The 19,869-nt window shown below is 62.2% G+C and carries 20 protein-coding genes and 1 tRNA gene; 14 read left to right on the top strand and 7 right to left on the bottom strand.

Going from position 1 to position 19,869, the window contains the following annotated elements; translation table 11 throughout:
* Window positions 1-3: 3 nt before the first annotated feature.
* The 9 genes from NKH80_RS16330 to glpK all read left to right on the top strand — a co-directional run bounded on the left by NKH80_RS16330 (window position 4) and on the right by glpK (window position 10,288).
* Window positions 4-771 carry a DeoR/GlpR family DNA-binding transcription regulator gene (locus tag NKH80_RS16330; protein ID WP_352478957.1) on the top strand — a complete coding sequence of 256 codons (768 nt, stop codon included), beginning with the start codon at window positions 4-6 and terminating at the stop codon, window positions 769-771.
* Window positions 772-896: 125 nt separating this feature from the next.
* Window positions 897-2,423, top strand: coding sequence for a glycerol-3-phosphate dehydrogenase (gene glpD / locus NKH80_RS16325; RefSeq protein WP_352992514.1), 1,527 nt, complete (start codon window positions 897-899; stop codon window positions 2,421-2,423).
* Window positions 2,424-2,462: 39 nt separating this feature from the next.
* Window positions 2,463-3,542, top strand: coding sequence for an ABC transporter ATP-binding protein (locus NKH80_RS16320; RefSeq protein ID WP_254817350.1), 1,080 nt, complete (start codon window positions 2,463-2,465; stop codon window positions 3,540-3,542).
* Between the two features lie 9 nt (window positions 3,543-3,551).
* The gene (locus tag NKH80_RS16315; RefSeq protein ID WP_352705486.1) at window positions 3,552-4,619 is read left to right on the top strand and encodes an ABC transporter ATP-binding protein; all 1,068 of its coding nucleotides are present in this window, start codon (window positions 3,552-3,554) and stop codon (window positions 4,617-4,619) included.
* A gap of 1 nt (window position 4,620) precedes the next feature.
* Entirely contained in the window at window positions 4,621-5,487 is an 867-nt protein-coding gene (locus tag NKH80_RS16310; RefSeq protein WP_023674893.1) for a carbohydrate ABC transporter permease, read from the top strand.
* 1 nt (window position 5,488) lies between these two features.
* Window positions 5,489-6,403 (top strand): carbohydrate ABC transporter permease, encoded by a 915-nt coding sequence (locus NKH80_RS16305; RefSeq protein ID WP_352478954.1) that lies wholly within the window; start codon window positions 5,489-5,491, stop codon window positions 6,401-6,403.
* A 173-nt stretch (window positions 6,404-6,576) separates the two neighbouring features.
* Window positions 6,577-6,843 carry a DUF2160 domain-containing protein gene (locus tag NKH80_RS16300; protein ID WP_352705560.1) on the top strand — a complete coding sequence of 89 codons (267 nt, stop codon included), beginning with the start codon at window positions 6,577-6,579 and terminating at the stop codon, window positions 6,841-6,843.
* A 78-nt stretch (window positions 6,844-6,921) separates the two neighbouring features.
* Window positions 6,922-8,649: an ABC transporter substrate-binding protein gene (locus NKH80_RS16295; RefSeq protein ID WP_352705484.1), complete on the top strand. Its 1,728-nt coding sequence runs from the start codon at window positions 6,922-6,924 to the stop codon at window positions 8,647-8,649.
* Between the two features lie 145 nt (window positions 8,650-8,794).
* A complete protein-coding gene (glpK, locus tag NKH80_RS16290; RefSeq protein WP_352705482.1) occupies window positions 8,795-10,288 on the top strand; it encodes a glycerol kinase GlpK in 1,494 nt (497 codons plus the stop codon).
* Window positions 10,289-10,363: 75 nt separating this feature from the next.
* Here the strand turns inward: glpK and NKH80_RS16285 are convergent, their stop codons facing one another.
* Entirely contained in the window at window positions 10,364-10,843 is a 480-nt protein-coding gene (locus NKH80_RS16285) for a BA14K family protein (protein ID WP_254817344.1), read from the bottom strand.
* Window positions 10,844-11,151: 308 nt separating this feature from the next.
* Here NKH80_RS16285 and NKH80_RS16280 point away from each other — a divergent pair.
* A tRNA-Lys gene (locus NKH80_RS16280) sits at window positions 11,152-11,227 on the top strand.
* Between the two features lie 88 nt (window positions 11,228-11,315).
* Here NKH80_RS16280 and NKH80_RS16275 read toward each other — a convergent pair.
* Genes NKH80_RS16275 through NKH80_RS16255 form a run of 5 tightly spaced genes read right to left on the bottom strand, consistent with a single transcriptional unit; the run spans window position 11,316 to window position 15,772 of the window.
* Window positions 11,316-11,711 carry a hypothetical protein gene (locus tag NKH80_RS16275; RefSeq protein WP_352705559.1) on the bottom strand — a complete coding sequence of 132 codons (396 nt, stop codon included), beginning with the start codon at window positions 11,709-11,711 and terminating at the stop codon, window positions 11,316-11,318.
* 46 nt (window positions 11,712-11,757) lie between these two features.
* On the bottom strand, window positions 11,758-12,882 hold the full coding sequence (gene dprA / locus NKH80_RS16270; RefSeq protein ID WP_352705480.1) for a DNA-processing protein DprA: 1,125 nt from the start codon (window positions 12,880-12,882) through the stop codon (window positions 11,758-11,760).
* Entirely contained in the window at window positions 12,879-13,466 is a 588-nt protein-coding gene (gene plsY, locus NKH80_RS16265) for a glycerol-3-phosphate 1-O-acyltransferase PlsY (protein ID WP_254817341.1), read from the bottom strand. The genes dprA and plsY overlap by 4 nt, the downstream gene beginning before the upstream one ends.
* A gap of 57 nt (window positions 13,467-13,523) precedes the next feature.
* On the bottom strand, window positions 13,524-14,810 hold the full coding sequence (locus tag NKH80_RS16260; protein WP_352705478.1) for a dihydroorotase: 1,287 nt from the start codon (window positions 14,808-14,810) through the stop codon (window positions 13,524-13,526).
* Entirely contained in the window at window positions 14,807-15,772 is a 966-nt protein-coding gene (locus NKH80_RS16255; protein WP_352705477.1) for an aspartate carbamoyltransferase catalytic subunit, read from the bottom strand. The genes NKH80_RS16260 and NKH80_RS16255 overlap by 4 nt, the downstream gene beginning before the upstream one ends.
* Before the next feature lie 155 nt (window positions 15,773-15,927).
* Here NKH80_RS16255 and NKH80_RS16250 point away from each other — a divergent pair, with 155 nt between their 5' ends.
* From NKH80_RS16250 to NKH80_RS16240, 3 genes are all read left to right on the top strand, one after another.
* Window positions 15,928-17,556 carry a DNA alkylation response protein gene (locus tag NKH80_RS16250; RefSeq protein ID WP_352705476.1) on the top strand — a complete coding sequence of 543 codons (1,629 nt, stop codon included), beginning with the start codon at window positions 15,928-15,930 and terminating at the stop codon, window positions 17,554-17,556.
* A 159-nt stretch (window positions 17,557-17,715) separates the two neighbouring features.
* Entirely contained in the window at window positions 17,716-18,270 is a 555-nt protein-coding gene (locus tag NKH80_RS16245; protein ID WP_352705474.1) for a hypothetical protein, read from the top strand.
* Window positions 18,270-18,581, top strand: a complete 312-nt coding sequence (locus tag NKH80_RS16240; RefSeq protein WP_352478942.1) for a DUF6105 family protein — start codon at window positions 18,270-18,272, stop codon at window positions 18,579-18,581. Before NKH80_RS16245 ends, NKH80_RS16240 begins: the two co-directional genes overlap by 1 nt.
* On the opposite strand, the gene ruvX is transcribed toward NKH80_RS16240, so the two are convergent.
* Entirely contained in the window at window positions 18,548-19,033 is a 486-nt protein-coding gene (gene ruvX, locus NKH80_RS16235; protein ID WP_352478941.1) for a Holliday junction resolvase RuvX, read from the bottom strand. The genes NKH80_RS16240 and ruvX overlap by 34 nt on opposite strands.
* Before the next feature lie 116 nt (window positions 19,034-19,149).
* Between ruvX and NKH80_RS16230 the strand changes: the two genes are divergently transcribed.
* The gene (locus NKH80_RS16230) at window positions 19,150-19,857 is read left to right on the top strand and encodes a metal-dependent hydrolase (protein WP_352705472.1); all 708 of its coding nucleotides are present in this window, start codon (window positions 19,150-19,152) and stop codon (window positions 19,855-19,857) included.
* Window positions 19,858-19,869 lie beyond the last annotated feature (12 nt).

Genomic DNA, 19,869 nt, shown 5'->3' with positions numbered 1-19,869 from the left:
TAGATGTATCTGTCGCCGCGTCATTCCGAAATCATCCAGATGGCCAAGGACCATGGCCGCGTACTGGTCGAGGAGTTGGCGACGCATTTCAACGTGACGCCGCAGACGATCCGCAAGGATCTCAACGATCTCTGCGACCAGCGGCTTTTGTCTCGCATTCATGGCGGGGCATTGTTCCCGTCCGGCATCGAGAACATGGAGTATGAGGCTCGGCGCAAGATCGCCGCCGAGGAGAAGGAGGCGATCGGCCGCGCAGCAGCCCGGCTGATCCCCGACAACGCGTCTCTTTTCATCAATATCGGGACAACGACGGAAGCTGTCAGCAAGTCGCTGCTCGATCACAGCGGCTTGATGGTCATCACCAATAACATCAATGTTGCCAATAGGATGCGCGTTTATCCTTCGATCGAGGTGGTGATCGCCGGCGGTGTCGTACGCGGTTCCGACGGCGGTGTGGTCGGCGAGGCAGCGGTCGATTTCATCCGGCAGTTCAAGGTCGATTTTGCGGTGATCGGCGCCTCGGCCATCGATCATGACGGCGCACTGCTCGACTTTGATTTTCGCGAGGTGAAGGTCGCTCAGGCGATCATCGCCAACGCGCGGCATGTGATCCTCGTGTCGGACCAGACCAAATTCGAGCGCACCGCGCCCGTCCGCATCGGCCATCTGTCGCAGGTAAACACCTTTATCACCGATCGTTGCGACATCCCATCGGTGCGTAGGATCTGCCAGGAGGCAGAAGTTCAGCTGATCGAAACGTCGCTCTCCTAGAGATGCCGTTGCGGCATCTGTCGCCAATGATATTTCGTTTGACATTCGTTATCATTTCGAAATAATCCCCGTACGGTTTCGCAAGAACCCAAAAATGCCGCAATGCGAAATCGAGGGAGGACTCTTTGGGCGCATCACCGATCCATGACATTTTCGTCATCGGTGGCGGCATCAATGGCTGCGGCATCGCCCGCGACGCCGTGGGGCGTGGGTTTTCGGTATTTCTTGCCGAGATGAACGATCTGGCCAGCGGAACCTCTTCCGGTTCGACCAAACTGATCCATGGCGGCTTGCGCTATCTCGAATTCTACGAGTTTCGCCTGGTGCGCGAAGCGCTGATGGAACGCGAGGTCCTGTGGAGGAACGCGCCGCATATCATCTGGCCGATGCGCTTCGTGCTGCCATACGCCAAGGGGCTGCGTCCGGCCTGGCTGATCCGGCTCGGGCTTTTCCTCTACGACCATATTGGCGGGCGCAAATTGCTGCCGCCGACGAAAACGCTGGACATGGCCAAGGATCCCGCCGGCAAACCGCTGAAGCCGCTGTTTCGAAAGGCGTTCGAATATTCGGACGGTTGGGTCAACGATGCCCGGCTGGTTGTGTTGAACGCCCGCGACGCTGCCGAGCGCGGCGCAACCATTCGAACCCGAACAAAGGTCGTCAGCGCACGCCGCGAAGGCAATCTCTGGACGGTCAGGCTTGAAAACGTGCGGACCGGCGATGCCGAGGAGGTCAAGGCGCGGCTGCTGGTCAATGCCGCCGGCCCGTGGGTCGATCAGGTGCTGTCGGCCACCGTCGGCTTGAACGACGTGCACAATGTCCGCCTCGTGCAAGGCAGCCACATCGTCGTTGGCAAGAAATTCGACGACCCACGCGCCTATTTCTTTCAGAACAAGGACGGGCGCATCATTTTCGCCATCCCCTATGAAGACGAGTTCACGCTCATCGGCACCACCGACCGGGACTATCCCGGCGATCCGCACGACGTCAGGATCAGTGATGCCGAGATCGACTATCTCTGCGCTGCGGCAAGCGAATATTTCGCGCAGCCGGTCAAGCCGTCGGATATCGTTTGGACCTATTCCGCGGTGCGCCCGCTCTACGACGATGGCGCCTCAAAGGCGCAGGAAGCCACCCGCGACTATGTGCTGAAGGCCGATGGAGGCGAGGGTGCCGCCCCGATCGTCAATGCCTTTGGCGGCAAGATCACCACCTACCGCCGATTGTCGGAATCGATGCTGGAGAAGATCGAGGGTTTTCTCGGCAAGCGCGGTAAGCCATGGACGGCAAACGCGCCGCTGCCCGGCGGTGACTTTCCCGTCACCGGCTTCGATACCGAGGTGGCGAAACTGAAAACGGCGTACCCGTTCCTCGACGCCCGGCTGGCCCGCCGGTTGACCCGGCTCTACGGCACCCGCGCAAGGAAGCTGCTAGGCCTCGCCAAGTCGAACGTCGATCTTGGCCGCAACTTCGGCGCCGATCTGTACGAAGCCGAAGTGCGCTACCTCGCCGAAAACGAATGGGCGATGACTGCCGAGGATGTATTGTGGCGCCGGACCAAGCGCGGCCTGCGTCTCAGCCGTGAGCAGGCCGCAGTGCTCGACGAGTTCATGCGCGGAATAAGCCGGCAGCACGTGGCGGCTGCCGAATAGGGACGGCCGACTGATGCAGAAAGCCTGGGAGGAGGCATCATGCTTGAACTGAGAAACGTGACGAAGACGGTGGGTGCGGCGGAACATATCCGCGATGTCTCGCTGACGCTTCAGCACGGCTCGCTCAACGTCCTGCTCGGGCCGACGCTCTCCGGCAAGACCAGCCTGATGCGGTTGATGGCGGGCCTCGACGTGCCGACCTCGGGCTCGGTCTGGTTCGATGGCAAGGATGTCACCGGCATGCCGGTGCAAAAGCGCAACGTCGCCATGGTCTACCAGCAATTCATCAATTATCCGGCGATGACGGTCTACGAAAACATCGCCTCACCGCTGCGGGTAGCTGGCACGGATCAGGCAACCATCGACAGGGAGGTGCGCAATGCCGCCGCCCTTCTCAAGCTCACGCCCTATCTCGACCGGACGCCTCTCAGTCTGTCGGGCGGCCAGCAGCAGCGCACCGCGCTGGCCCGCGCCATCGTCAAGAATGCCAGCCTCGTGCTGCTCGACGAGCCGCTCGCCAATCTCGACTACAAGCTGCGTGAAGAATTACGCGCGGAACTGCCGAAAGTCTTCGCGGCCGCCGGCACAATCTTTGTTTATGCCACGACCGAGCCGCACGAGGCCTTGCTGCTCGGCGGCAACACGGCAACGCTTTCCGAGGGCAGCATCACCCAGTTCGGGCCGACCATCGAAGTGTTCCGCAAACCGGTCGATCTGGTGACGGCGAGGACCTTCGCCGATCCGCCGCTCAACACCATTGTGCTTGCCAAGAAGGGCCTGGATTTCCTGCTCGAGGGCGGTGTGAAATTGCCAGTGCCGGCCGAACTCTTCGGCATTGCCGATGCGATCTATACGATCGGCTTCCAGCCGCATCATCTGTCCCTCGATCGGCCCAACGCCGCCGCAGTGCCGGTGCGCGCAAAGGTGACGATCACTGAGATCACCGGATCGGAAAGCTTCATCCATCTCGATTTTGCCGATGCGCGCTGGGTCATGCTGACCCACGGCATTCGCGACTTCGAGCCGGACGAGGAGGTCGAGGTGTTTATCGACCCGCGCCACATCATGGTCTTCGACGAGCACGGCCGCGCCGTGGCCGCGCCGAAGCTGGCGGCTTAGGAGGAAGCGATGGCGCGCATCGATGTCAATCATATCCGCCACTCCTATCTGCAGAACCCGCGCACGGATGCCGATTTCGCGTTGAAGGAAGTGCACCACACCTTCGAGGATGGCGGCGCTTATGCGCTGCTCGGCCCGTCCGGCTGCGGCAAGACTACGTTGCTCAACATCATTTCGGGATTGCTGCATCCCTCGCACGGCCAGTTGCTGTTCAACAGCAGGAACGTGACCAATCTGTCGACCCAAGAGCGCAACATCGCCCAGGTCTTCCAGTTCCCGGTGATCTACGACACGATGACGGTCTACGACAATCTGGCGTTCCCGCTGCGCAATCGCGGCGTGCCGGAAGCCGACGTCGACCGTAAGGTGCGCGAAACGCTGGAGATGATCGGGCTGGCCGATATGGCCAAACGAAAGGCGCGCGGACTGACCGCTGACCAGAAGCAGAAAATTTCGCTCGGACGCGGGCTGGTGCGCTCCGACGTAAATGCCATCCTGTTCGACGAGCCTTTGACCGTCATCGACCCGCATATGAAATGGATGCTGCGCTCCCAGTTGAAGCAGCTTCACCGCCGCTTCGGCTACACCATGGTCTATGTCACGCACGACCAGACCGAGGCCTTGACCTTCGCCGACAGGGTGGTCGTCATGTATGACGGCGAAATCGTGCAGATCGGCACACCGGCAGAACTGTTTGAGCGCCCGCGCCACACCTTTGTTGGCTATTTCATCGGCTCGCCCGGCATGAACGTCATGCCGGTGGCGATCGACGGCAAGACTGCGCGGCTGGGCTCGCAGCAGATCGAACTGCCGGGCGTGCCTAAGGCCGGTGGCGGCGCCATCGAGCTCGGCATCCGTCCCGAATATGTGCGCCTGGGCAGCCAGGGCATGGCCGTCCGGATCAGCAAGGTCGAGGACGTCGGCCGCCACAAGGTGGTCCGTGCCAATCTCGAAGGGCGCGAGATCGCCGCCGTCATCGGCGAGGACGAGACGGTTCCGGCTGATCCGAAGGTGCGGTTCGACCCAGCCGGTATCAACATCTATGCCGATTCCTGGCGCGTCGAGATGGGGGCCTGAAGTGGAAAAGACCTGGAACAATAGAGCCTGGTTCCTGGTGCTGCCGGTGCTGCTGCTGGTGGCGTTCTCGGCGGTCATACCACTGATGACGGTCGTCAATTATTCGGTGCAGGACACTTTCGGCAATAACGTCTTCTTCTGGGCCGGCACGGAATGGTTCGAGGAACTGCTTTCCTCGAGCCGCTTCTGGCAGGCGATGATCCGCAACCTTGTCTTCTCCTTTATCATCCTCGCGATCGAAGTGCCGCTCGGCATCTTCATTGCGCTCAATATGCCGAAGAAGGGTTGGGGCGTGCCTGTGTGCCTTGTTTTGATGGCGTTGCCGCTGCTGATCCCGTGGAACGTCGTCGGCACCATCTGGCAGGTGTTCGGGCGCAACGACATTGGCCTGCTCGGCTATTACGTCAACGCGCTCGGCATCGACTATAATTATGTGCAAGACCCATATGACGCCTGGGTCACGGTCATCATCATGGACGTCTGGCATTGGACAAGCCTCGTCGTCCTGCTCTGCTATGCCGGCCTGGTCTCGATCCCGGATGCCTTTTATCAGGCAGCCAAGATCGACGGTGCCTCGCGCTGGGCGGTGTTCCGCTACATCCAACTGCCGAAGATGAACCGCGTGCTGCTGATCGCCGTGCTGCTGCGCTTCATGGATAGCTTCATGATCTACACGGAGCCGTTCGTGGTCACCGGTGGCGGCCCCGGCAACTCGACGACCTTTCTTTCGATTGATCTCGTCAAGACCGCGCTCGGCCAGTTCGACCTCGGCCCGGCGGCGGCGATGTCGCTGGTCTACTTCCTTATCGTCCTGCTGTTGTCGTGGGTGTTCTACACCGTGATGACCAATTACGACGCGGAGCGTTGAGATGAGCCGCACCGAAGAGAGAGCCGATAGGGTGAGCGAGACGACAGCTTCGGAAGGGCTCGCCAGCACGCTGCGACAGGACGAGATCGCACGGCTGATGCGCCGTCGCGGCGAGGAGTCGCGCTGGTGGTGGATCGTGCCGACGCTCTACATCGTCGTTCTGCTTTTGCCGATCTACTGGCTCATCAATATGAGCTTCAAGACCAATGGCGAGATCGTCTCGTCGCTGACTCTCTACCCGCACGCGCCGACATTGGCGAATTACCGCACCATCTTCACCGACGCGTCCTGGTATTCGGGCTACATCAACTCGATCACCTATGTGGTTATGAACATGGTGATTTCGGTGGCTGCGGCACTGCCTGCTGCCTATGCTTTTTCGCGCTATCGCTTCCTCGGCGACAAGCATCTGTTCTTCTGGCTGCTGACCAACCGCATGGCGCCGCCGGCGGTGTTCGCGCTGCCATTCTTCCAGCTTTATTCGGCCTTCGGCCTTATCGACACCCATATCGCCGTGGCTCTGGCGCATTGCCTGTTCAACGTGCCGCTGGCGGTGTGGATCCTCGAAGGCTTCATGTCGGGCGTGCCCAAGGAGATCGACGAGACCGCCTATATCGACGGCTATTCGTTCCCGCGCTTCTTCATCAAGATCTTCATGCCGCTGATTGCGAGCGGCATCGGCGTGGCGTGCTTCTTCTGCTTCATGTTCTCGTGGGTGGAGCTCTTGATCGCCCGTACGCTGACGACCACGGATGCCAAGCCGATCGCCGCGACCATGACCCGCACCGTTTCGGCCGCCGGTATGGATTGGGGGCTGCTCGCCGCCGCCGGCGTGCTGACGCTGATTCCGGGCGCGCTCGTCATCTGGTTTGTGCGCAACTACATCGCCAAGGGCTTTGCCCTGGGGAGGGTATGATGGAGCAGGTCGACAGAAGCCCATGGTGGTGGGCCGTGCTGTTTCTTGCCCTGGTCGTCGTGGCCTGGGTGGCACTTCAAATCGATTTCGTGGCGATAACGGTGGGCTTCAGCGACCCGGCCAATATCCGCCTGTGGGGATTTAACCTCTCGTCCAACCTCGATTTTTCGTGGATGGCCTGGACGTGGCCGACCGCGGCCTTCTTTGGAACCATCTTTCTGCTGCTTTGCGGCATGGCGGTGTGGGAATACGTCTCGCGGGGCGGCAATCCGCGCGTCGGCGTGCTGCGCTTCGAAACGACGCGTGGCGACCGCCTGTTCCTGTCGCTGCTTGGCAGCGCCTTTATCCATCTCGCTTGGCTGGGTCTAGTCGGACCCAATCTGTGGTGGGCTCTCGCTCTCTCCGTGGTCTTCGCCGTCGGCGTGTTCCGCTACGTATAGAGGGGGAAACTGTTGGAACGGCGGCGTGCCGGCCGCCGATCCAGATCGCACTTTGAACTTTAACAGTGGAGGAAATACATGCGACGGCAATTCTTGACATCAACAACTGCGCTTGTCCTGTTGCTAGGGGCAAGCAATGCCTATGCCGGAATGGACGAGGCCAAGGCCTTCCTGGACAAGGAAATTGGCGACCTCTCGACGCTCGACCGCGCCGGCCAGGAAGCCGAAATGCAATGGTTCATCGATGCCGCGAAACCTTTCGCCGGCATGGATATCAAGGTGGTCTCCGAAACCATCGCCACGCATCAGTATGAATCGCAGGTGCTGGCGCCAGCCTTTACGGCCATCACCGGCATCAAGGTCACGCATGACGTCATCCAGGAAGGCGACGTCGTCGAGAAGATCCAGACCCAGATGCAGACCGGCCAGAACCTCTATGACGGCTGGGTCAACGATTCCGATCTGATCGGCACGCACTGGCGCTACCAGCAGGTGCGCAACCTGACCGACTGGATGGCAGGCGACGGCAAGGATGTCACCAACCCGAATCTCGACCTGAAGGATTTCATCGGCACCTCGTTCACCACCGCGCCCGACAAGAAGCTCTACCAGCTTCCCGACCAGCAGTTCGCGAACCTCTACTGGTTCCGTTACGACTGGTTCAATGACGAGAAGAACAAGGCGGACTTCAAGGCCAAATACGGCTACGACCTCGGCGTGCCGGTGAACTGGTCGGCCTATGAGGACATTGCAGCGTTCTTCACCGGGCGTGAGATCGACGGCAAGAAGGTCTACGGCCATATGGACTATGGCAAGAAGGACCCGTCGCTCGGCTGGCGGTTCACCGACGCATGGCTGTCGATGGCCGGCAATGGCGACAAGGGCATTCCGAACGGTCTGCCCGTCGACGAATGGGGCATCAAGGTCGACGAGAATTCGCGACCGGTCGGTTCCTGCACGGCGCGCGGCGGCGACACCAATGGTCCGGCTTCCGTCTATGCCATCCAGAAGTACCTCGATTGGCTGAAGGCCTATGCACCGGCGGAAGCCCAGGGCATGACCTTCTCCGAGTCAGGGCCGGTGCCGGCGCAGGGCGCGGTTGCCCAGCAGATCTTCTGGTATACCGCCTTCACCGCCAGCATGGTCGACGCCAGCGCCAAGGCGGTGCTGAACGACGACGGCACGCCGAAGTGGCGCATGGCGCCGTCGCCGCATGGCGTCTATTGGAAGGACGGTATGAAGCTCGGCTATCAGGACGTCGGTTCCTGGACGCTGATGAAGTCGACGCCGACCGACCGCGCCAAGGCCGCCTGGCTCTACGCGCAGTTCGTCACCTCGAAGACGGTCGACGTGAAGAAGAGCCATGTCGGCCTGACCTTCATCCGCGAGAGCACGATCCACGACAAGAGCTTCACCGAACGTGCGCCAAAGCTCGGCGGCTTGATCGAGTTCTACCGCTCGCCGGCACGCGTCCAGTGGTCCCCGACCGGCACCAACGTGCCGGATTATCCGAAGCTGGCACAGCTCTGGTGGCAGGCGATCGGCGATGCTTCGTCGGGCGCCAAGAGCGCGCAAGAAGCGATGGACTCGCTCTGTGCCGAGCAGGAAAAGGTGATGAGCCGCATCGAGAAGTCGGGCGTCCAGGGCGATATCGGCCCGAAGATGGCCGAAGAGCATGACCTCGCCTACTGGAACGCCGATGCGGTCAAGAAGGGCAATCTCGCTCCTCAGCTCAAGATCGAGAACGAGAAGGAAAAACCGGTCACCATCAACTATGACGAGCTGGTGAAGAGCTGGCAGCAATAGGGCTGTTTGATGCGGGCGTTCGCGCCCGCATCGCCATACTCAGGGGAGGCGGCATGTTGCCGTCTCCCCTGTTTGCGTGAACGGCTCCGCGCCATCGGGCGCCGAGACATCGCAGCATCTTGAATTCGCTTCGACGGGAGAGAGAATGACCGGATACATCCTTGCAATCGACCAGGGAACGACATCGAGCCGGGCGATCCTGTTCGACGACAAGATGAAGGTCGTCGGCAGCGGGCAAAAGGAATTCACCCAGTATTATCCGGCCTCCGGCTGGGTCGAGCATGATCCCGAGGAAATCTGGTCAAGCGTCGTGGAAACGGTGAGGGCCGCGCTGAAGACAGCCGGCCGCAACGCAGCGGACGTCGCCGCGATCGGTATCACCAACCAGCGCGAAACCGTCGTCATCTGGGACAAGGAGACCGGCGAGCCGATCCACAACGCGATTGTCTGGCAGGACCGCCGCACCGCGCCGTTATGCCAGAAACTGAAGAAGCTGGGGCTGGAGAAGAAATTCACGAAAAAGACCGGCCTGCTGCTCGATCCCTATTTCTCCGGCACCAAGATTGCTTGGATGCTGGACAAGGTGAAGGGCGCCAGAAAACGCGCCGAGAAGGGCGAACTGCTGGCCGGCACCATCGACAGTTTTCTGATTTGGCGCCTGACTGGCGGCAAGGTCCACGCCACTGACGCCACCAATGCCTCGCGCACGCTGGTCTACAACATCGAACAAAACGCCTGGGATGACGAGTTGCTGGCCATTCTTGGTATACCTGCAAGAATGATGCCGCAGGTGAAAGACTGTGCCGATGATTTTGGAATCACCGACAAAAGTCTGTTCGGCACAGAGATCAGAATCCTCGGTGTGGCCGGCGACCAGCATGCGGCGGCGATCGGCCAGGCCTGTTTCGAGCCAGGCATGATGAAATCGACCTACGGCACCGGTTGCTTCGCGCTGCTCAACACCGGCAGCGATCTGGTGCGTTCGAAGAACCGGCTTTTGACCACCATCGCCTACAGGCTGAGCGGCAAGACCACCTATGCACTGGAGGGCTCGATCTTTATCGCCGGCGCCGCCGTGCAGTGGCTGCGGGACGGCATCAAGGTGATCGGCAAGGCCGAGCAGAGCGGCAAATTGGCGGCGGAGGCCGATCCGACGCAGAACGTCTATCTGGTGCCGGCTTTCGTCGGGCTCGGCGCACCGCACTGGGATGCCGAGGCGCGGGGCGCCATCTTCGGGCTGACCCGCAATTCGGGGCCGGCGGAATTTGCCCGCGCGGCGCTGGAATCCGTTGCGTTCCAAACGCGCGATCTGCTCGACGCTATGCGCAAGGACTGGAAGGGCGCTTCGGCCAAGACTGTGCTCAGGGTCGATGGCGGCATGGTGGCGTCGGACTGGACCATGCAGCGGCTGGCCGACATTCTCGATGCGCCGGTCGACCGGCCGACAATTCTCGAGACGACCGCGCTTGGTGCGGCATGGCTGGCCGGCTCGAAGGCCGGTGTCTGGCCGAAGGCGCGGGAATTCGCCAGGAGTTGGGCGCTCGAGCGCCGGTTCAAGCCGGAGATGGATGCTTCGACACGTGCCGCCAAGCTGGCAGGTTGGCGCCACGCTGTGCGCAGGACGCTAAGCGTGCAATAAGCAGGGATGGCACCGGCTTCGCACCCATGAAACCCGCGCCGTTGCGGGCGCGGGCTTACAGTCTCTAATCACGACTCAGTAAGGCGACCGGCACTGCCGGCGCGGACCGTAATTGGGCTGGTAGGTGTTGTCAGAGGCACGATAGCTCCGATAATGGTCATAGCACCACTGCACATGGGCATCGCCGCGATAGACACGATTCTGGTTGTTGATGATAGCGCCGGTAATCAGCGCACCGGTGGCGAAAGCGGCCAGCGGGAACCAGTAGTCGCCATGGCGGCGATAGCCGCGACGATATTCGCGATAGCCGCGATGGCCACGCCAATACATGCCGTCGTCACGCGCAAAACTGCGCCGGGAGAAATCGCGACGCGAGAAATCGCGATTGAAATTCCGGTGCCTCCGCCACGGCTCGTACTGGACGGTCTGGACATTCGAGGTGAGCCCTTGGGCAGGGGGCGCATAGCTGGGCTGAGCGTTGACTGGCACGATCTCCGCGGCAGCGAATGAGATCGAAAGGGTGGTCGCCAGCAGGCCCGACATGATCCTATTCATGATCTTCTCCTTGAAACGCGTGTCCCTTGTCGCGGAAAAACGGGCAGGCTGCGCAAATTGTTCCGCTAAGAATCCCAAGTTGCTGATCTGCAAAGGTTCTCTCGATTCGCTGCTTGCGCTTGTCTCGCCAAGCGCGAGCTTCGGACTTGCGCGAGACGGAGGCAATTCCGTCAACGCCGAAGCGCACCGCACGGCATGATGACGCGGCAGGAAGGCACGGTCCGGGAGCCGTCTTTTTCCGGTTGACCGGCAGAGGCACTCTCCCTATGTTCCGCGCAATTTCGAGGGCGGCCTTTCTGAGCCCGCGGGAGCGCGTAGCTCAGCCGGTAGAGCAACTGACTTTTAATCAGTAGGTCATGGGTTCGAATCCCATCGCGCTCACCAAATCCAGAGTGGTACGGCCCGGAGACATGGGTAACAGTTTGTACCTACGACATGGGTGACAGCCTCGTGCCGAACGCATGCAGTGGCGTTAGCCGCCCGCGCCATCGTCCATCATCGTGCCGGTGAGCGCCTCATAGGCTCTGCTGCACACCTGAGAACCCGGACAATCCTTCACGATAAGTACTGGCGCCACGGTAAGAACCGCCGCGGCAAGGATTTGCAGGAAAAGACCGACGGCGCTTACCTTCCTGCCGAACGCGCCGGCCAGGAAAAAGTAGAGACCCTGGGCCATGCAGGCTGCCGTCAGAATGCCCAGAAGCGTGCTGGTCGCTCTTGCGAAGGGCGTTATGTAGCCGTCGGGAAAACCCGACATGCCGAGATCCATCGACCATTGCAGCGCCAGCATGACACTCAGCGCTGACCAGACAAGGGCCGTCATACGAGTGAACAGCATCTGCTTTGGTTTGTTGCTCGGATCGGCCATCGCGATCACGTCGGAATTGCTTGCCGGGACATGCGCAAGTTCTGGGTCAAATCAGTGAGACGTTGCCTCCGGCATGGCGTTCGAGCCGGGCGGCGAGGTCGAGCTCCAGCAGCACCATGAACACTTGGGCGGGATGCAGGCCGGTGTGGCGGATGATCTCGTCCACTGATACCGGCGTCGGGCCGAGCGCTTCGACGACGCGGTCGCGATCGTCTTCGCGCGGCGGCGGTGTTGCCGAAAAGTCGGGCGGCTCTTCAAGCGGCGATGTCCTTGGCGACCAGCCGCCGACCAGCGGCGCTATGGCACCGGTGATATCGGCGGCCTCGGTCACAAGGGTGGCGCCGTCCTTGAGCAGGCCATTGGCGCCGGCGGCGCGCGGATCGAGCGGTGAACCGGGAACGGCGAAAACCAGCCGCCCCATCTCGCCGGCGAGGCGGGCGCTGATCAGCGAGCCGGAGCGCTGTGCGGCCTCGACCACTACCAATCCCAATGCAGCACCGGCGACGAGCCGGTTGCGGCGCGGAAAGTCCTGTGCGCGCGGCTGCCAGCCGAACGGCATTTCGGAAATGATGGCGCCGCCACCCTCGGCGATCTCGTCGCACAGGCCGGCATTTTCGGGCGGGTAGGGCAAATCGAGGCCGCCGGCGAGCACGCCGATCGTGCCGGTCGAAAGGCTGCCCTGGTGAGCGGCCGTATCGATGCCGCGCGCCAGGCCGGAAACAATGCCATAGCCGTCGCGGCCGAGATCCGCCGCCAGCATCCGCGCCATCTTGATGCCTGCCAGCGATGCGTTGCGAGCGCCGACGATAGCGACCGCTGGCAAGCGGAACACCGCGCTGTTGCCCCTGACCGCGAGCAGCGGCGGCGGATGATCCATGCTTTTCATCAGCGGCGGATAATCCGCCTCGCCGATGCCGACGAAGCGGGCGCCGGCCCGCCGGGCCGTCTCCAGCTCCGCCTCGACCTCGGCAATGGACGGGATGCGGACGATTTTTTTGGCGCCACCCGAAATCATCAGCTCGGGCAGCATCGATAATGCTGCTTCGGCCGAACCGAACCGGTTGATCAGGTCGCGAAAGGAAGCCGGGCCGACATTCGGCGTGCGGATCAGACGAAGCCAGCTCAGCCGCTGCCGGTCGCTGAGGCGCGGCCCGGAGTCGGGCTCGCTCACTCCTTGGCCCCGATCTTACCCTCGGTGCCGGCAAGCAGCCGCGCAATGTTGGCGCGGTGCTTTACGATGACGATGAGGCTCATCGCCGCGAAAAGCCCGGCAATCTGCTGGGTGCTCAGGAAATACAGGGCAACGGGCACGACGACCGCTGCCGTCAGTGCCGCAAGCGAGGAGAAGCGGAACAGGAAGGCCACCGCCAGCCAGACGACGGCGAAGATCAGCGCCACTTGCCAGGCAAGGCCGATCAGCACGCCAAGGTAAGTGGCGACACCCTTGCCCCCCTTGAAGCCGAGCCAGACCGGAAAAAGATGACCTGAAAACGCGCCGAATCCGGCCCAAAGTCCGAGCTCGGGCGCAAAGCGGCCTGCGATCAACACCGCCGCGGTGCCCTTCAGCGCATCGAGCAGCAGCGTGGCCGCGGCCAAGCCCTTGTTGCCGGTGCGCAGCACATTGGTGGCGCCGATGTTGCCGGAGCCGATGTTGCGCACGTCGCCGAGGCCGGCGGCACGGGTGATCAGCAGGCCAAACGGGATCGAGCCGAGAAGATAGCCGAACACCAATGCCAAGACGGGACTGTAAACCATTGTTCCCCCGAACTTTCCTTGGCTGAGCGAATTTGAAGACGTGACACCCGCTTCGTCCTAGGCCGAAAACACTGTGCGACCCGCCACCATCGTTTGCAAGACCTTGCCTTGCAGTCGCGCGCCTTCGAAACAGGTGTTTTTCGAGCGTGAGCGGATGCCGCTCTCGCTAACGATCCATGGCTCGTCCAGATCGACGAGCGCAAGGTCGGCCAATGCCCCCGGTTTCAGCGTGCCGCCGGGCAGGCTGAACAATCTTGCCGGCGCGGTCGACAGCGTCTCGATCAGCCGCAGCAGCATCACGTCGCCATTGTGATAGAGCCGCAACGCTGCGCCCAGCAGCGTTTCCAGCCCGATGGCGCCGGCCGCAGCATCGGCAAAGGGCAGGCGCTTGGTGTCGACGTCCTGCGGGTCGTGCGAGGAGACGATGAGGTCGATGGTGCCGTCCTTGATCGCTTCGATCATCGCCAGCCGGTCTTCCTCGGCGCGCAGCGGCGGCGTCAGCCGGAAGAAGGTGCGGTACTCGCCGACATCGTTCTCGTTGAGCGACAGATTGTGGATCGACACGCCGGATGTGACATTGGCGCCTTCGGCCTTGGCTCGCGTCACAGCAGCCGCCGCCATCGCCGTCGAGATCTTGGCCGCGTGATAGGCGCCGCCGGTCAGCCGCGCCAGCGCCAGATCGCGCTCCAGCGGGATGGATTCGGCCTCGCGCGGAATACCGGCAAGGCCGAGCCAACTTGCATATAGGCCTTCATTCATCACGCCTGACGAGGCGAGATCGGCATCCTGGGTTTCGTGGGCGATCACGCCACCGAAATCGCGCGCATAGGTCAGCGCCCGGCGCATCACCAGCGCGCTGGATATGATGTGGCGACCGTCAGTGAAGGCGACCGCGCCGGCTTCGAGGAGCAGGCCGAACTCGGTCATCTCACGGCCTTCGAGACCCTTGGTGATCGCCGCTGCCGGAAAGATGTTGACGATGGCTGTATCCTTGGCGGTGCGCAGCACAAACTCGACCAATGCGACATTGTCGATCACCGGGTCGGTATCGGGCATCATCACAATCGAGGTGACGCCGCCGGCCGCTGCCGCCACGCTGGCCGAGGCGATGGTCTCCCGGTGTTCGCCGCCCGGTTCGCCGATGAAGACACGCGCATCGATCAGGCCGGGGATGATCGCCTTGCCGGCGCACTCGATGATCGTGGCGGCTTCGGGCGCGCCCTGGTTCAAGGCCGCCTTGCCAGCGGCAACAATTTTGCGCCCTTCGACGATGACGGTGCCGATCTCATCGATGCCGCGCGATGGGTCGACGATGCGGGCGCGGCTGAAGACCGTTATGCTCATCGGCCCCGACCCTCGTGGTTTCGACGCGGGTCGAGCAGCGCTTCCATCACCGCCATGCGTACGGCGACGCCCATCTCAACCTGTTCCTGGATGACGCTTTGCGGGCCGTCGGCGATCTCCGAGGCGATCTCTACGCCGCGGTTCATCGGGCCGGGATGCATAACCAGCGCACCGTCCTTGGCCGCCTTCAGCTTCTCGGCGTCGAGGCCGAAATAGCGGAAATATTCGCGCACCGACGGTACGAAAGCGCCTTCCATGCGTTCGCGCTGCAGGCGCAGCATCATTACCACGTCGGCGTCCTTCAGACCCTCGGCCATGGAACGGGTGACGATGACGCCCATCTTCGCGATGCCGGTGGGCAAAAGCGTCGAAGGGGCGACGACCCTGACCTGGGCACCAAGCGCGTTGAGCAGGATGATATTGGAGCGGGCCACGCGCGAATGCAGGATGTCGCCGCAGATCGCCACGATCAGCTTCGACAGCGGACCCTTGGCGCGGCGGATGGTCAGTGCGTCGAGCAGTGCCTGGGTAGGATGCTCATGGGCGCCGTCGCCGGCATTGACCACCGAGCAGCCGACTTTTTGGGCAAGAAGTGCTGCCGCGCCGGCCGATTGATGGCGGATGATCAATATGTCGGGACGCATGGCATTCAGCGTCATCGCAGTATCGATCAGCGTCTCGCCCTTTTTCACCGAAGAGCTCGCTACGGACATGTTCATGACGTCGGCGCCGAGCCGTTTGCCGGCCAGCTCGAACGACGATTGCGTACGGGTCGAGGCTTCGTAGAACAGATTGATCTGGGTGCGGCCGCGCAGCGTCGATGTCTTCTTGTCCGATTGCCGCGAGATGGCAACGGCCTGGTCCGCCCGGTCGAGCAGAAGCTCGATGTCGGCGGGGGAAAGATCGCGGATGCCCAGAAGATGGCGGTGGGGATAAAGTGGCAGGGACGATGCGTCGGTCATCTCAAGTCGCTGCTATAGGGGGGAGGCTCCGCGGCTGCAAGCATCGGCTTGGGATTGGATCGGTTCTCCCCGGTATTTTCGTCGCGCGCCGCTAGCCATAGGCTATAAACCGCCTTGGCTTTGGATTCGCAGCCTTCAGGTGATAAGGACGAAGCGTGACTGACGACGTGACCAACCAGCCGCCGCCGCTGGCCGGCGGCAACGCCTGGCGGGGCGATCCGTTGCTGATCCAGCTTGCCGAGCGCTTTTCCGATCCGGTGCGTAAGGACCTCGACGGGCTTGGCCGTTTCGTTCTGACACATGAGGCGCAGGAGCTGGCTCGTCTTGCCAATGTCGAGACGCCGAAGCTCAGGACCCATGATCGCCAGGGCCGGCGCATCGACCAGGTCGAGTTCCATCCCGCCTATCACGCGCTCATGCGCCGCTCTGTTGCCAACGGGCTGCATTCGTCGGTCTGGGAGAATGGCGACGCCGAGATCGGCCGTCGCCACCAGGTGCGCGCCGCGCGCTTTTATCTCACGGCTGAGCTCGAGACCGGGCATCTCTGCCCGATCACCATGACCAGCGCTTCGCTGGCAGCGCTGATGGCCAGCCCGAAGCTGTTTCGCGAATGGGCGCCGCGGGTGACGACGCGCAAGTACGATCAAAGCCAAAAGCCGCCGGTCGAAAAAGCAGGGCTGACACTCGGCATGGGCATGACCGAGAAGCAAGGCGGCACCGATGTCCGCTCCAACGTCACCAAGGCGGAGCGCGCCGGCAGCGGGTTTTATCGCCTGACCGGCCACAAATGGTTCATGTCGGCGCCGATGTCGGATGCCTTCCTGGTGCTCGGACAGGTGGCGGAGGGACTGTCGTGCTTTCTCGTGCCCCGCTTGCTCGGCGACGGATCCGGTAACGGCTTCCGTTTTCAACGGCTGAAGGACAAGCTCGGCAACCGCTCCAATGCCTCGTCGGAGGTGGAATTCGTCAATGCCATCGGCGAGATGGTCGGCGAGTCCGGCGCCGGCGTAAAGACGATCATGGATATGGTGACCCTGACGCGGCTCGACTGCGCCGTCGCCTCTTCGGCGATCATGCGGGCCGGACTGGCCGAGGCTGTCCACCACACGCGCCACCGCAAGGTGTTTGGAACAAATCTGATCGAGCAGCCGCTGATGCAGCGTGTGCTGGCCGATATGGCGCTCGACGTTGCCGCCGCTACCGCGCTGTCGTTCCGGCTGGCGCGCTCCTTCGACGAGGCGGCCGGCGACCGCGGCGAGGCGGCCTTCGCCCGCGCCATGACGCCTGTCGTCAAATACTGGGTCTGCAAGATTGCGCCGCCGCTGCTCTATGAAGCGATGGAGTGCCTCGGCGGCAATGGCTATGTCGAGGAGGGGCCGCTCGCCCGCTACTATCGCGAAGCTCCGGTCAACGCGATCTGGGAAGGTTCAGGCAACGTCATGGCGCTCGACGTGTTGCGCGTGCTCGGCCGCGCGCCAGGCCTGTTCGACGACGTGCTGGCCGGCATCGACCGTGATCTAGGCGCCGGCGGACGCGGCACCGTCGGCGTGCTCAAGGCGGCAATGCAGGTCGCTGCAACCGACGAGGGCTCGGCGCGGCTCTTGACCGAGCAATTGGCATTGTCGGCGGCGGCGGCAGAGCTTCGCAGGCTGGGGGCAGGGCGGATCGCCGACGCCTTCGTCGAAACGCGCCTCGCCGGCCAGTGGCGCAATACCTATGGCATGATCGATTCGCGCCATGATGCCCGCATGATCATCGATACGCTCTACCCGCCGATCAACTAGGTGCCGTTGCCAAATTCGCTGCCGCTCTCGCGCCCCTGTGGATGGCCGTTAACCTTAACGAATGGTTTCCATTGCGGCGGCCGGTGGCAAAGCCCAATGTTATGGTTAAGGCAAGGACTGTTCAGCTTGAGCGGCTTTGCCCTGCGAAGCGGGAGCGTCATGCGGCATATTCTGAGCTCTTTTCTGGCATTGCATTGGGCGGCCGTTTTCGCCCTGCTGGCGTTCATCTGCATCGACGGGAATCGAGGCGTGGCGACGGCCCTTGGCGTACTGGGCGTTCCCGTCCAGAACACTCGATTTGCCGATCTCGAAAACGCCGTCGTCGTGGCACCGCTCGCCGTGGCACTGCTTGTCGTCGCGGTGTTGTTCTGCTGGGCCTTTGTTGAAGCACTGACCAGCCACGCGACCAACCCGGAACCTGCCGACAGCGTCGTGCGGATCGCCTTCATCTCCGCCTTGGGCGTGCTGTCGCTGATAGTCATCGGCGGCGCCGCGCAAGGCATCAATGGGCTGTTCATGGTTGTCGCGGTGCAATTGGCGGCACTTCTGGCGTCCTATGTCGCGATGCTCGCCGAGAGGCGGTCGGCCGTTGCCGCGGCAGTTCCAGGGACCGGGGACATCCGAGCGGCCGCGCATGTCATGGCCAAGGCAGCGGCGCATAATTCCTCGCTTGCCCGCATTTCCGGCCGGCTGGATTCGAGGGACGACCGCTGATGCGCACCTTGTTCGCGCTTTGGGCGGCTCCGCTCCTCTTGTTTTGGGGCTGGTTCTTTCTGTCGCTCAACGACATCAATTTCGGCTACGTCATGCTGAGCCGTCAATTGCACGATCTCGTCTTCCAGCTCTATGGACAGATGCTCGGCGTCGATCCGGCACTCATTCCGGGCATGGTGGCGAAAGCTTGCGTGTTCGATGGGCTGCTGCTGACGGGGTTCTGGGCATTTCGCCGCCGCAAGGCGATTGGTGGCTGGATCACGGCGATGCGCAACCGTTATTTCGACCAGGCATCGACGCCGAGCACCTGAAGCCGGTCGAGAACGCCTTGGAGGATAAAAGCGGCCGCCGCAGAATCGATCTTGCCGGCGCGTTTCTTGCGGGAAAAATCCATCTCGATCAGCGTCCGCTCGGCCGCCACCGTCGACAGCCTTTCGTCCCAAAAGACGAAGGGCAGATCGGTCAATCCAGCCATATTGCGCACGAAAGCGCGAGATTTTTGGGCGCGCGCGCCTTCCGAGCCGTCCATATTGATGGGGAGGCCGATCACTACGGCGCCGGCATTTTCCTTCTGTAGCAGAGCGAGCAGCACTGCGGCATCGAGGGAGAATTTCCTGCGCATGATGACAGAGCGCGGGTGGGCGAAGGACAAGCCGCGATCGGAAACCGCCACGCCGATCGTCTTGTCGCCGAGGTCGAGACCGGCCAGGGTCTTGCCGCCGCCGAGCCGGGCCGGCAACTCCTCGATGGTGATGATGCCCAATGGCTTTTCCTTTGACCGCGACGCCGCACGTCCTATACGCGCAAAGCGTGCGCGGCACTTTAATTTCGCCGTCGGCGTTCTATCCTCTACCGAAGCAAAAATCGAGGAAAGCATTGATGAAACTGACCTGGTACGGACATTCGGCATTCCGAATCGACATCGAAGGCGCGAAAATCCTCATCGACCCCTATCTGGTCGGTAATCCGTCGTGGACGGGTGGGTGGGAAGGGCCGGCCGAAGGGGTCACGCACGTGTTGCTCACCCATGGCCACAGCGACCACATCAGCGGCGCCATCGAAGTGCTCAAGAAGAGCGGCGCGATGGTGGTCGCCAATTTCGAGATTTGCATGTACCTGGTCGGCAAGGGCGTCGGTAACAAGCAGATCAATCCCGGCAATATCGGCGGTACGGTCGATTGCGGCGGCTTCACCACCACCTTCGTTCAGGCTCTGCATTCATCGTCGTTTCCGGGCGAGGGCGGCGAGAATACCTATCTCGGCAATCCGGGCGGGCTTGTCCTGCACTTCCCCGAGGACAAGACCCTTTATCACATGGGCGACACCGACATCTTTTCCGACATGGCCCTGATCAACGAGTTGCATGAACCGAAGATCGGCATCGTGCCGATCGGCGATCGCTTCACCATGGGCGGCGCGGTGGCAGCCCTTGCCTGCCAGCGTTTCTTCAAGTTCGAGACGGTCGTTCCCGCTCATTTCGGCACATTTCCGATGATAGATCAGACCGCCGATAAGTTTGTGGCCGGGCTGGACGGATCGGGTGTGAAAGTGGCGTTGCCGAAGATCGGCGAGACGATTACGCTGTAGCGACAGCGAACC

The organism is Mesorhizobium sp. M0904 (assembly GCF_040319475.1).
Taxonomy (GTDB): Bacteria; Pseudomonadota; Alphaproteobacteria; order Rhizobiales; family Rhizobiaceae; genus Mesorhizobium.
The sequence above is the reverse complement of the archived record's forward strand: the minus strand, read 5'-3'. Positions and strand labels throughout refer to the sequence as shown.

Excerpts from the sequence above, each read along its gene's own strand:
- NKH80_RS16330 (WP_352478957.1), top strand. The coding sequence starts at position 4 with ATGTATCTGTCGCCGCGTCATTCCGAAATCATCCAGATGGCCAAGGAC.
- NKH80_RS16320 (WP_254817350.1), top strand. The coding sequence starts at position 2,463 with ATGCTTGAACTGAGAAACGTGACGAAGACGGTGGGTGCGGCGGAACAT.
- NKH80_RS16315 (WP_352705486.1), top strand. The coding sequence starts at position 3,552 with ATGGCGCGCATCGATGTCAATCATATCCGCCACTCCTATCTGCAGAAC.
- NKH80_RS16305 (WP_352478954.1), top strand. The coding sequence starts at position 5,489 with ATGAGCCGCACCGAAGAGAGAGCCGATAGGGTGAGCGAGACGACAGCT.
- NKH80_RS16300 (WP_352705560.1), top strand. The coding sequence starts at position 6,577 with ATGGCCTGGACGTGGCCGACCGCGGCCTTCTTTGGAACCATCTTTCTG.
- NKH80_RS16295 (WP_352705484.1), top strand. The coding sequence starts at position 6,922 with ATGCGACGGCAATTCTTGACATCAACAACTGCGCTTGTCCTGTTGCTA.
- glpK (WP_352705482.1), top strand. The coding sequence starts at position 8,795 with ATGACCGGATACATCCTTGCAATCGACCAGGGAACGACATCGAGCCGG.
- NKH80_RS16285 (WP_254817344.1), bottom strand. The coding sequence starts at position 10,843 with ATGAATAGGATCATGTCGGGCCTGCTGGCGACCACCCTTTCGATCTCA.
- NKH80_RS16275 (WP_352705559.1), bottom strand. The coding sequence starts at position 11,711 with ATGGCCGATCCGAGCAACAAACCAAAGCAGATGCTGTTCACTCGTATG.
- plsY (WP_254817341.1), bottom strand. The coding sequence starts at position 13,466 with ATGGTTTACAGTCCCGTCTTGGCATTGGTGTTCGGCTATCTTCTCGGC.
- NKH80_RS16260 (WP_352705478.1), bottom strand. The coding sequence starts at position 14,810 with ATGAGCATAACGGTCTTCAGCCGCGCCCGCATCGTCGACCCATCGCGC.
- NKH80_RS16255 (WP_352705477.1), bottom strand. The coding sequence starts at position 15,772 with ATGACCGACGCATCGTCCCTGCCACTTTATCCCCACCGCCATCTTCTG.
- NKH80_RS16245 (WP_352705474.1), top strand. The coding sequence starts at position 17,716 with ATGCGGCATATTCTGAGCTCTTTTCTGGCATTGCATTGGGCGGCCGTT.
- NKH80_RS16240 (WP_352478942.1), top strand. The coding sequence starts at position 18,270 with ATGCGCACCTTGTTCGCGCTTTGGGCGGCTCCGCTCCTCTTGTTTTGG.
- NKH80_RS16230 (WP_352705472.1), top strand. The coding sequence starts at position 19,150 with ATGAAACTGACCTGGTACGGACATTCGGCATTCCGAATCGACATCGAA.